Annotated in this window: 11 protein-coding genes; 2 read left to right on the top strand and 9 right to left on the bottom strand. The window is 60.7% G+C overall.

What is annotated here, in order from left to right:
* Positions 1 to 202: 202 nt before the first annotated feature.
* The 9 genes from ASD12_RS10130 to ASD12_RS10090 all read right to left on the bottom strand — a co-directional run bounded on the left by ASD12_RS10130 (position 203) and on the right by ASD12_RS10090 (position 9,288).
* Positions 203 to 1,222 carry a type II secretion system F family protein gene (locus ASD12_RS10130; protein ID WP_056584935.1) on the bottom strand — a complete coding sequence of 340 codons (1,020 nt, stop codon included), beginning with the start codon at positions 1,220 to 1,222 and terminating at the stop codon, positions 203 to 205.
* A 9-nt stretch (positions 1,223 to 1,231) separates the two neighbouring features.
* Positions 1,232 to 2,245, bottom strand: coding sequence for a type II secretion system F family protein (locus ASD12_RS10125; protein WP_056584933.1), 1,014 nt, complete (start codon positions 2,243 to 2,245; stop codon positions 1,232 to 1,234).
* A 29-nt stretch (positions 2,246 to 2,274) separates the two neighbouring features.
* Positions 2,275 to 3,777, bottom strand: coding sequence for a CpaF family protein (locus ASD12_RS10120; protein WP_056584931.1), 1,503 nt, complete (start codon positions 3,775 to 3,777; stop codon positions 2,275 to 2,277).
* Positions 3,778 to 3,806: 29 nt separating this feature from the next.
* Positions 3,807 to 5,096, bottom strand: a complete 1,290-nt coding sequence (locus ASD12_RS10115; protein WP_056584929.1) for a CpaE family protein — start codon at positions 5,094 to 5,096, stop codon at positions 3,807 to 3,809.
* A 39-nt stretch (positions 5,097 to 5,135) separates the two neighbouring features.
* Entirely contained in the window at positions 5,136 to 5,873 is a 738-nt protein-coding gene (locus ASD12_RS10110) for a CpaD family pilus assembly protein (RefSeq protein ID WP_056584927.1), read from the bottom strand.
* 14 nt (positions 5,874 to 5,887) lie between these two features.
* Entirely contained in the window at positions 5,888 to 7,405 is a 1,518-nt protein-coding gene (locus ASD12_RS10105) for a type II and III secretion system protein family protein (RefSeq protein WP_056584923.1), read from the bottom strand.
* Positions 7,402 to 8,214, bottom strand: a complete 813-nt coding sequence (gene cpaB, locus ASD12_RS10100) for a Flp pilus assembly protein CpaB (RefSeq protein WP_056584921.1) — start codon at positions 8,212 to 8,214, stop codon at positions 7,402 to 7,404. Before cpaB ends, ASD12_RS10105 begins: the two co-directional genes overlap by 4 nt.
* 212 nt (positions 8,215 to 8,426) lie before the next feature.
* Complete coding sequence (locus ASD12_RS10095; protein WP_056584919.1) at positions 8,427 to 8,945, bottom strand: prepilin peptidase; 519 nt, start codon at positions 8,943 to 8,945, stop codon at positions 8,427 to 8,429.
* 172 nt (positions 8,946 to 9,117) lie between these two features.
* Positions 9,118 to 9,288 carry a Flp family type IVb pilin gene (locus tag ASD12_RS10090; RefSeq protein ID WP_056584917.1) on the bottom strand — a complete coding sequence of 57 codons (171 nt, stop codon included), beginning with the start codon at positions 9,286 to 9,288 and terminating at the stop codon, positions 9,118 to 9,120.
* 334 nt (positions 9,289 to 9,622) lie between these two features.
* Here ASD12_RS10090 and ASD12_RS10085 point away from each other — a divergent pair, with 334 nt between their 5' ends.
* Both ASD12_RS10085 and ASD12_RS10080 read left to right on the top strand, forming a co-directional pair.
* Positions 9,623 to 10,045 carry a pilus assembly protein N-terminal domain-containing protein gene (locus ASD12_RS10085; RefSeq protein WP_056584915.1) on the top strand — a complete coding sequence of 141 codons (423 nt, stop codon included), beginning with the start codon at positions 9,623 to 9,625 and terminating at the stop codon, positions 10,043 to 10,045.
* 134 nt (positions 10,046 to 10,179) lie between these two features.
* Positions 10,180 to 10,761, top strand: a complete 582-nt coding sequence (locus tag ASD12_RS10080; protein WP_056584913.1) for a TadE/TadG family type IV pilus assembly protein — start codon at positions 10,180 to 10,182, stop codon at positions 10,759 to 10,761.
* The last annotated feature ends 8 nt before the right edge of the window (positions 10,762 to 10,769 follow it).

Below are 10,769 nucleotides of genomic sequence, written 5' to 3'. Positions count from 1 at the left end.
TTTGCCTGTGGCCAAAGCCCAAACCGGCCCGCGCATGAGGCTCAATGCCTCCTGCCAAAATCTCCTGACACAAACTGTCCAAGACACTTCAATCACATAACAAAAAACCCCGCCGAAAATCGACGGGGTTTGTCAGCAGTCTGAAGCCGCGCTGCATGCAGCGCGGCTTCTTCACATCTTCTTACGGGGATTTGCCTCGCCGCTACTGAGCTGATGCCGGTGCCGGATGATCTCCGAAGATACCGCGCTGGCTGACCTGAATGCCGGCGGGACCCAGAATGATGGCAAAAAGCACCGGCAGGAAAAACAGGATCATCGGCACGGTGAGCTTTGGCGGCAAGGCGGCGGCCTTCTTCTCGGCCGCATTCATACGCATGTCGCGGCTTTCGGCGGCAAGCACGCGCAGCGCATGTGCCACCGGCGTGCCGTAGCGCTCGGCTTGGACGAGTGCCTGCGACACAGACTTGACCGAATCCAGGCCGGTCCGGCTTGCCAGGTTCTCGTAGGCCTGCTTGCGCTCCTGCAGATAGGAAAGCTCGGCGTTGGTGAGGATGAATTCTTCCGCCAGAGCCACCGATTGCGCACCGATCTCGTCAGCGACCTTGCGCAGTGCTGCTTCCACCGACATGCCCGACTCGACGCAGATCAGCAGCAGATCGAGCGCATCCGGCCATGCCATCTGGATCGACTGCTTCCGCTTGGTGGCACGGTTGTTGACATAGACCACCGGTGCGTAGAAGCCGCCATACGCAACGAGGATGCAGACGAACAGTCTGATGACCAATGGTTTGTCGGGCAATCCTCCAAGCACGAAGATGTAGATTGCCGCCAGCGCGAAGCCGACGAAGGGAAGCACGAGACGGAAGAAAAGAAACCGCGTCAGCGGGTTCTGCCCGCGAAACCCGGCCACCTTGAGTTTCTGCAACGTGCCCTCATCGGCGAGCGCGCGCCTCAGATCCAGCCGGTCGACAATGTTGCGCATCCCAACCGACTGTTCCTCGCGCAGACCCTTGCGACGGCGATCCGCCTCGACGGCAAGCCGGGCGCGCTGCTTGGCACGCAGTTCGTCGCGTTCCAGCGCAACGGTTTTCATGCGCGACTTGAGCTGGTTTCCGCCAAACGCCGGCAGCAAGGTGAAGACGGTCGCAAACACCGCAATGGCGACCAGCAGCGCGATCAGGAAGGTCGGATCCGTCAGGGTTTTGATGACTTGCTCGGTCATGCCACGATCCTAGACTTCGAAGTTCATCATCTTGCGCATCACAAAGATGCCGATAGACATCCAGACTGCCGAGCACCCAAGGATGAGATGTCCAACGCTGGTGACGAACAGCGGCATCAGGTAGGCCGGGCTCGACAGGTAGACGAGAAAGGCGACGATGAAGGGCAGCGCACCGATGATCGCGGCGGACGCCTTGGCTTCCATCGACAGCGCCGCTACCTTGGCTTTCATCTTCTTGCGATCGCGAAGCACGCGCGAAAGATTGCCCAGCGCCTCGGAAAGATTGCCGCCGGCTTGCGACTGAATCTGGATGACGATGCCGAAGAAGCTTGCCTCCGTGCAAGGCATGGTTTCGGGCATGCGCAAGGTCGCATCGGGGATCGACAGGCCCATCTGCTGGGAATCGACGATGCGACGAAATTCGGTCTTCACCGGTTCGGGCGATTCGTTGGCGATCAGGCGCACGGCGTCGTTCAGCGGCAGGCCGGATTTTACGGCGCGCACGATGATGTCGAGCGCGTTCGGAAATTCGTTGAGGAATGCCTTGACGCGGCGCGCGCGACGAAACGAGACGAACCAGCGCGGCAGGCCGAGCGCACCGGCCAGCAGCACGCCCGGCAAGACGATCAGCGGCGCTCCGGCCACAAAGGCAGCCATCGTCAAAGCGAGGCCGCATATGGCGGAGTATATATAGAAGCGCTCGATTGTGGTCTTCAGCCCGGCCTGACGGAGCTGGGCTTTCAGCGGCGGTTTCTTGACCGCGCTGTCCTTGGTTTTCTGCTTTGCGTCGAGCTCGTTGAGAGAATCCTGAACCGATTTGCGCCGCTTGACGGCTTCCGCTGCGCGGTCGCGCGAGGCCTTGACGACGGAACGATCCGTCTCGGCGGTCCTGATCGTTTCGAGCCGCTTGCCAACCTGTTTCTCGTTGCTGATCCGGGTGAACAGGAATGCATAGGCGACCGCGCCGGCGCTGAAGCCGGCGAGCACGACAAACGCCAGTACTGTGCCGTCAATTCCAAACATTGGCCCGAACCCTTACGCCCCAGGATGCGTCAGTCAGCGCGTTTCTCCATCGCCTCAAGCGCAATGGCGAGGCGCTGCTCCTCGCCATAATAGCGGGCCCGTTCCCAGAAATGCGGCCGACCGATGCCGGTCGATACATGCTCTCCCAGCAGCCTGCCATTGGCGTCCTCGCCCTTGATGTTGTAGAGGACGATATCCTGCGTGATGATGACGTCGCCCTCCATTCCGATCACCTCGGTGATGTGGGTGATGCGACGCGATCCATCGCGCAGGCGCGCCGCCTGGATGATCACGTCGATGGAGCCGACGACGATTTCGCGCACTGTTTTCTGCGGCAGCGAATAACCGCCCATGGCGATCATGGATTCCATACGGTTCAGGCATTCGCGCGGGCTGTTCGAGTGGATCGTTCCCATCGAGCCGTCATGGCCGGTGTTCATCGCCTGCAGAAGGTCGAACACCTCGGGTCCGCGCACTTCGCCGACGATGATGCGCTCGGGCCGCATGCGCAGGCAGTTCTTGACCAGGTCGCGCATCGTCACCTCACCCTCGCCCTCTAGATTGGGCGGGCGGGTTTCAAGGCGCACCACATGCGGCTGCTGCAATTGCAGCTCGGCTGAGTCCTCGCAGGTGATGACGCGCTCGTCGCGGTCGATATAGTTGGTCAGGCAGTTGAGCAGCGTCGTCTTGCCCGAGCCGGTACCGCCCGAGATGACTATGTTGCAGCGAACACGGCTGATGATCTTGAGAACTTCGGCGCCCTGCGGTGAAATGGCGCCGAACTTGACCAACTGATCGAGCGTCAGCTTGTCCTTCTTGAATTTGCGGATGGTGAGCGTCGCGCCGTCGATGGAGAGCGGCGGCGCGATAACGTTGACGCGGGAGCCGTCGGGAAGACGCGCGTCGCAGATCGGACTGGATTCGTCGACACGGCGGCCGACCTGGCTGACGATGCGCTGGCAGATATTGAGGAGCTGCTGGTTGTCACGGAAGCGGATGCCGGTCTGCTCGACCTTGCCGTTGACTTCGATGTAGACGTTCTTGGAGCCGTTGACCATGATGTCGGCGATGTCGTCGCGGGCGAGCAGCGGCTCGAGCGGCCCATAGCCGAGCACATCGTTGCAGATGTCCTCGAGCAGTTCTTCCTGCTCGGCGATCGTCATCGCGAAATTCTTGATGGCGATGATGTCGTTGACGATGTCGCGGATTTCCTCGCGCGCGCTTTCCGGATCAAGCTTGGCGAGCTGCGACAGGTCGATCGTGTCGATGAGCGCGGAGAAAACCTGGCTCTTGGTGTCGTAATAGGTTTCGCTCTTTTCGCGCTGTGCCCGCTTCGGCTCAGGCGCCAATGGCGGTGCCTCGACCGCGCGACGCGCCGGCGGCGCGACAGGTGCGCTCGGCGCGGCCGCAGGCCGGGCCAGAACTGCCGTCTCCGCGGAACTTGCCGCCGGCGGCGCAACAGGCGCCGGTGCTGGCTGGCGAAATTCCGGCGTGAACCGGTTTCCGTCGTCGCTACCTCTTTTACCAAACATGATCGACTACCGGTTCCACTGCTGAAGCATCACTTCTTGCTGCGCGAAAACTTGCCGAGCAGGTTGCCAAGCCCGGCCTTCTTCTTGGCCTTGATTTCACTGCGCCCGGTCAGGACATGGGCCATTTCGTTGATCATTGCGACAACCGGATTCTTGGCATCCATTTCGCCAAGCATGCGTCCGTTGTTGGCGGCATTGCCGAACAGCAACGGATCAAAACCAATGACCGACATTGGCGACAGGCCGAGCGGCTCGGCGAAATCGGACGGCGAAATCTCCGGGCGCTTCGGGACGCCGGCCTGGTTGATGATAAGCTTTGGCGGCGGGTCGTTGGGACGAAGCCGTTTGAGCATGTCGACAAGGTTCTTGGTGTTGCGCAGATTGGCCAGTTCCGGTGTCGCCGTGATGACGATCTCGTCGGCCTTGACCAGGGTGTTCTTGGTCCAGCCCGTCCAGACATGGGGAACATCGAGCACCAAAAGCGGCACGCTGCGCTGGGCGGTGTCGATGAGCTGAGCGAAGGCCTCCGGGTCGAAGTCATAGACCCGTTCGAGCGTCGAAGGTGCTGCCAGCAACGACAGATGCTCGGCGCACTGGGTCAGCAGCCGGTCAAGATAGACTTCATCGATGCGCTCCGGCGAAAACACCGCCTCGGCGATGCCTTGCGCCGGATCCTGGTCGAAATTGATGTTGGCCGTGCCGAAAGCGAGATCGAGATCGGCGACGACTACCTCGGATTTGAACAGGGAGGAAATCGCCCAAGCCACATTGTGGGCAATCGTCGAGGAGCCGACGCCGCCCTTGGCGCCGACAAAGGCAATCGAACGGCCGAGCGGCTCTGCTTCCGGATCGATGAAAATCGACGACACCACGCTGACAATGTCAGCCATCGACACCGGCGCGATCACATATTCGGAAATGCCGTTGCGGATGAGCTCGCGGTAGAGACCGACATCATTGTAATGACCGATCACCACCACCTTCGACGTCGGATCGCAATATTCCGAGAGCTGGGCGAGTTGCTCCAGCAGTTGCTTCGGCTCGCTGCGCGATTCCAGCAAGATCAGGTTGGGCGTCGGCGCCGATTGGTAGAATTCGATGGCGGTGGGGACGCCACCCATATGGACCTTGAGATGCGCCTTCGACATACGGCGGTCCTCGCCGGCCCGTTCGACCGGATTGGCAACACCCTCGGTCTCGCAGAATGCCTGGATCGAGATGCGCGGGATCGGCCGCAATGCCTGCATCGCGGCGATGTCCTGCTGCGAGGTATCGCTGCCATCCACCGGGGCGTCGTAGGCAAGGTTGCTCATCGTCATACTCTTTCCCGTAGCCTGTTCTATCCGAGACTGGGCGGCTCAGTAGGTCACTTCCGAATTGCCGAGGAACTCGTCTGAGATGCCTCTTGCACGGTAGACATCGATCACCGCGCCGCGATTTTCTGCATCAATGGTGGAAGGCTTGCGCGGGCCGAGCAGATCGGCCGGGTTGGCCATCTGGGCGGCAAGATTGTTCTGATAGGAGCAGCCAAAGTCGGCATAGTGCTTGTTTTCCGACGTATCGACGAGGTCGGCGGGCCAGCGTCCGCATTTGTCGGTCTGGGCTCTCACCGCGACAAAGGCGACGCGAACCGGCGAGGATACCTCGCTCGAGGCAGCCTGATAGGAGGTGATGACGATCCGGTTGCGCTTGACGCCGGCGGCGATTGCAAGCCGGCCGAAATCGCGGGCAGCCGCGGTCGCGGCGACCTCGTTGGCCGATCCGCTCGGGACCTGGATCGTCAGCGTCGGGGCGGCGCTTTTGTCATAGCCGTCCAGAAAACCGAGAAGCGTGTCGCGCTGGGAGCCGGTCATGCCACGGTCACCAGCACCAACCGGCAGGTCTATCTTCTGATTTTTCTCCGCGATCACGATCGGATGATTGGTGCGATAGTCGTCCGGAATGGCGCCGACAGTGATGCTGTCGCGATGGGCGCAGCCGGCGAGCAGCGCCGCAACCGCAACCGCCAAGGCCGGAACGGCTCGCCGGCAGACCCGCGAGCGACCGAGGCGCATCGTTGCGGCGATGGTGCTTGCCTTCAATGCTGACTGAGACATGTCCGCTTCCCCGCTCACTTGTAGATGAAGCCGACAACGCCATGGTAACGGCCGTTGGGCTTGTCGGTCTGCATGGTGCCGTAGACGCGATTGACTCGGCCAAGGAACATGCCGGCGCCATCGCTGGCGGCGTTGAAATTGTCATCCGGCTTGGCAAGGTCGTTGCGTGCCACCGGCTTCACCAGATAGGGCGTGATGATGATGACGAGCTCCGTCTCGTTGCGTACGAAATCCCTGCTGCGGAAAAGCGCGCCGAGCACGGGAATCTTTGTCAGTCCAGGCAACCCGTTGACGGCTTGCCTGACATCGTCACGAACCAGGCCGGCGATCATCATGGAACCACCTGAGGGCAATTCCACCGTCGTGTCGGCAAGACGCTTGCGCAGCGACAGGGCATTCATGCCGGGACTCGTCACGCCTGAAGAGAGCGATACGGATCCCTCGGTTGTCGGCTCGGAAACCGAGGTTCTGACTTTCAGGCTTATGCGGCCGGGAGACAACACCACCGGCAGGAATTCCAGGCCGATGCCATACTCGATCTTGTCGAGGGTGTAGGTTTTCAGGCCAGTCTGGTTGTCGGTGGATACGTTCTGGGAGACGCCGCTCACCATGTTGTATTCACCGCCGACCTTAAAGGTTGCCTTCTCGCCGGACACGGCGGTCAAGGTCGGCTCGGCCAAGGTCTTCATGACCCCGGACTGCTCCATGGCGTTGATATAAGCCTGCAGCCCCGAAGCGCCGATATTGAAGCCCGAATTCGACAACTGCTTGCCGAGGCCGGTGAAGTTGTCGCTGGTCGCGCCGTAGCTGATGCCGTTGCTGCCGCCACTGCCGACCATGTTGACGCCGAGCTGCTTCATCACCGAACGGCTGACTTCGGCGACCGTCACTTTCAGCGTGACCTGGTCGTCGCCGATGATCTGGAGCAGGTTGACGATCTTGCTGGTGCGGCGCTCCTGGTCCGGATTGTTGATGTCGACACCGCTCTGGGCCGAACCGCCGGCCGCGGTCTGCGAATATTGTCCCGTCGTCGCTTCACCACCCGAAACGAAGATGGTCGCCAGGTCGACCGCGCGTTTTGCGTCCAGTGGCGTGTCGACCGTTCCGGTCAGGACAACGTTGTCATTCAGCAGTTCCACCTTGATGGTCGACGTCGGTAGGAAGCGCCTGATATAATCTTCAAGGCCGGCAACGTCGCGTTCGACGGCCAGATCCAGACTGACGATCTGCTCGCCATTCGGGCCGAAGACAAAGATGTTCGTCTCGCCGACCGCCTTGCCGAACAGGTAGATGCGCCTTGCGGTGCGGGTCACCGCATCGGCCACCGCTGGGTTGGCGACGAGAATGTCGTAGGCATCGCTCGGCAAGTCGATGACCACCGACTTGTTGAGACCGAGCTTGACGCGCTGGGTGGCCGTCGATGCCGTGACCTGCGCGTTCTTTGCCTCGACAACGCCTTGCACATTCGTTCCGACGAGCAGCAGGCCGAATGCCGCGGCTACAATTGCCGGCAGTTTACCACTTAGCCTCATTTCCTTGCCCCTACTTCGGAAACTTCGCCCGACTTGATCAGCCTCACCGTTCCCCTGCGGCCATTGCCGGAAACGAGATAGTCGGCCTCACCCAGATTCTTTTCCTGCGTGTCCGCGACCGCCCGCAGCGCCAAGGTCAGGCGATCCGCCATCTGTTGGGCGACGGTGATGATCTCCGCCTGCTTGGGCGTCAGTTCCAGCGTGGCGGTCTGGCCCACCCTGGTCTTCTTGCCTTCCTCATCCTCCTGGATTGTCTGGTCGATGGCCAGGACGCGGATATTCTTGAGGATGGTCTCGGTGTTGAAGCCGGCGGCACCGCTGGCGGCATCGGCCCTGCGGGTCATGATGACATCGACGAAATCGTTCGGAAGAATGAAGCCGCCGGCCGACGTGTCGGCCGAGATGGCCGTGGCGACCGCGCGCATGCCCGAAGGCAGGATCGACGACATGAAGCTTTGCCCCTCGCCGATCAGCTTGGAACGCCGCAGAGGCTCTCCGGCGTACATCGCCACACGGGCGACGGAACCCTTCAGCTTGTCCAGTGCCTCGGGCTCGGCGGTGCGGGTGATGAAATTCGCATTGACGCCGTCGGCGGGCCAGGATTGCCAGGCGATGTTGTTTTGGATCGGGCTGCCCATGGGAACGTCGCCTGAAAGCACAAGCACATCCTGCAGAGACACCGCCGGAGCCTGGGGGCCGGAATCGACGACGATCTGGGGCGGCGGTGCCACCATGTTTTTCGCGACATAGCCTGCGCCACCCGCCGCGGCCACCGCCACGCTCAGAATTATCAATCGCGATGCTGGCATCTGTCCGAACCCTTGCCCTGGCAAACCACGTAGCCAAGCCGGACTTTGCAGCGGCAATCGTCAAAACAAGGTTAATGTAATGCTTACGATCGTGATTAATTTAAGGTTTACATAAATTAGACGGAATGTGGCCAGACCGGCAGAAAGACCCGGCCGGCCTTGTTGAAAGCCGGTTGCGGCAGTGCTGATCAATAAAAGAAATCAGATCGTGTTCAGGCCGCCAGCCTGGCGAGCGCCCATACCATCAAAGGCGAGTCCGGATAGGTCAGCAACCCGCCAAGGCCAAGCGCGATGCCGTAGGGAACCCCGTTTGCCTCGTCGGCGAAATGGCGCAGAAACGGATTTCGGCCGGTAACGGCCGCAAGCAGCGACTTCCGATAGATGATGATCGCCAGCGTCAACAGGCCGCCGATGATGGTCGAGGCGACAAGATACTCGACGAGATTGACATTGAGACCCATCCACATCGCGGTGGCAGCCAGAAGCTTGGCGTCGCCGCCGCCCATGCCGCCCAGAGCGAACAGGCCGAACGTCACGGCCAGGACCAAGGCGCCGGCGGCGAAATGCCCGCCATAGGCCGCCCATTCCATACCCGTCAGCGGCGCAACCAGCGCGAAAACAACGACGAGCAGCACCGGCACGCGATTGGCGATCGTCATCGACAGCATGTCGGAGATCGCGGCAAACAGCATGCAGAATGGAAAGACGACGAAGATCAGGGCTTCAAGCATCGGCGCTATGCCTATTGTCAGATTCCACGGGGCTCAATCTAGGCATGTTCGATTAACGATTGATGAGGTCCGGAACGAAAAGACGACTGATATTGCAACGGCATGGAAAAAGGGCCGCCACGTGGCGACCCTTTATCCAGAACGCAATCCAAGTGCTCAGCAATACGACAGATCAGCTGCCGGTCACCTTGGATGCGATAGTCGTGAACTTGGCGTTGAGTGCATTGCCGAGCGCGCCGGCGCCGGTGATGATGGCGAGCGCGATGAGAGCGGCGATCAGACCATATTCGATAGCGGTCGCGCCGGATTCGTCCTTCACAAAACGTGCGATGAGATTAGACATTCGAGAGCTCCTACTCCACGTGTTACAGCACTTCCGTCAACTTCTGTGATGGTTGATCGGATGCTGCCAATCTAGGGAGAAGCTCTTTCGATCGGCTTAATAAACAGCCTTACCGATTCCTTTCCCGGTTCGAACATATTGCGTGGTTAACTTCGGGCTAAAGTGCCGCCGGCCTTCCGTCTCCGGATTTTGTGGCGCTTGTGGCTCCGACCGGACCGCAGCTCGGAGGCTGCCTTGCCGGCCATTGCACCATCGGCAACAACGCGCGCTTAACCGTTGGTTCACCAATCTCGTTCATGTTCCGTTGATCAGTCCGCCTGCGTGGAGCGCCTCAATGGCCCAGCCGAGATCGTCAATACTGATTGCCGCGCTTCTTGCCGCCACGACCTTCATCGCGCCCGCGATGGCCGGCGGTGGCATCGAGGTCACGATGAACCAGGCCAAGATCGTCAAACTGTCGCGCCCCGCCGACACGATCGTGGTCGGCAACCCGGCAATCGCCGACGCTTCCGTGCAGGACGCTTCGACGATCGTGCTGACCGGCAAAGGCTTCGGCGTCACCAATCTGGTCGTGCTCGATACGGACGGCAGCCCGATCGTCGACGAGCAGGTCACCGTCGTGCGGCAGGCCGCCTCCTCCGTGCGTATCTACCGGCGTGCCGAAATACAGACGATGTCCTGCACGCCCTATTGCGAAAGCTCTTACAAGAGCGATGCCGAGAAGGCCTCCGAAGCGGAGATGAGCGTCAGCCGATAGGATGGCGCATTCGCCGTTCAGGTTATCGGCTGGTTAATAAGCTGGCGCCGACTTTAGCGATCATCCAAACCGGGCCTAAATCGGTTTGCGCTAATGCTCCTTCCGAGACCGCATAGAGATCGGCAGGATCGGACATGAGCAAGGAATTGGGCAGCGCAGGCGACCACCAGGCGAAGCGCCCGAGGCTTTCCGCCCGCTTCCTTCGCGACCGGCGCGGTAGCACGGCAATCGAATTTGCAATCCTTGCAATCCCGTTCGCACTGCTTGTCTTTGCCATTCTGGAGAGCTGCATCGCATTTGCCGCTCAGGAAGTGATGGCCAACATCACCGACGATGTCTCGCGCCGGTTGCGCACCGGCCAGTTGAAGGCGGCCGACATCGCCGGAGACAATTTGAAGACCATGATCTGCGACAAACTGGAGATCATCGTTTCCCAGGATTGTCCCAATCAGCTGGACGTGGATCTTCGCCAGTATACGACATTTGCCGACGCGGCCGCGGCCGGCTTCAAGACTGCGGGCGGCAAAGTCATCCTGACGAACGGCACCGCCACGCCGGCCTTTTCTGTTACGTGGGGGGGGCCGGAATCGAGGAACATGCTGCGGGTCTTTTACAAATGGCCCATCATGACCGACCTTTTGGCCCAATCGATGGGCGGCAACAAGACTCTGCATTTCGCGTCGGTGACCTGGCAGAACGAGCCGTTCGACAACTGAGTTCGAGG

Source organism: Mesorhizobium sp. Root102, from assembly GCF_001425625.1.
In the GTDB taxonomy this organism is placed as follows: domain Bacteria; phylum Pseudomonadota; class Alphaproteobacteria; order Rhizobiales; family Rhizobiaceae; genus Mesorhizobium.
This window is presented reverse-complemented; position numbering and strand designations above follow the sequence as displayed.

Excerpts from the sequence above, each read along its gene's own strand:
- ASD12_RS10130 (WP_056584935.1), bottom strand. The coding sequence starts at position 1,222 with ATGACCGAGCAAGTCATCAAAACCCTGACGGATCCGACCTTCCTGATC.
- ASD12_RS10125 (WP_056584933.1), bottom strand. The coding sequence starts at position 2,245 with ATGTTTGGAATTGACGGCACAGTACTGGCGTTTGTCGTGCTCGCCGGC.
- ASD12_RS10120 (WP_056584931.1), bottom strand. The coding sequence starts at position 3,777 with ATGTTTGGTAAAAGAGGTAGCGACGACGGAAACCGGTTCACGCCGGAA.
- ASD12_RS10115 (WP_056584929.1), bottom strand. The coding sequence starts at position 5,096 with ATGACGATGAGCAACCTTGCCTACGACGCCCCGGTGGATGGCAGCGAT.
- ASD12_RS10110 (WP_056584927.1), bottom strand. The coding sequence starts at position 5,873 with ATGTCTCAGTCAGCATTGAAGGCAAGCACCATCGCCGCAACGATGCGC.
- ASD12_RS10105 (WP_056584923.1), bottom strand. The coding sequence starts at position 7,405 with ATGAGGCTAAGTGGTAAACTGCCGGCAATTGTAGCCGCGGCATTCGGC.
- cpaB (WP_056584921.1), bottom strand. The coding sequence starts at position 8,214 with ATGCCAGCATCGCGATTGATAATTCTGAGCGTGGCGGTGGCCGCGGCG.
- ASD12_RS10095 (WP_056584919.1), bottom strand. The coding sequence starts at position 8,945 with ATGCTTGAAGCCCTGATCTTCGTCGTCTTTCCATTCTGCATGCTGTTT.
- ASD12_RS10090 (WP_056584917.1), bottom strand. The coding sequence starts at position 9,288 with ATGTCTAATCTCATCGCACGTTTTGTGAAGGACGAATCCGGCGCGACC.
- ASD12_RS10085 (WP_056584915.1), top strand. The coding sequence starts at position 9,623 with ATGGCCCAGCCGAGATCGTCAATACTGATTGCCGCGCTTCTTGCCGCC.
- ASD12_RS10080 (WP_056584913.1), top strand. The coding sequence starts at position 10,180 with ATGAGCAAGGAATTGGGCAGCGCAGGCGACCACCAGGCGAAGCGCCCG.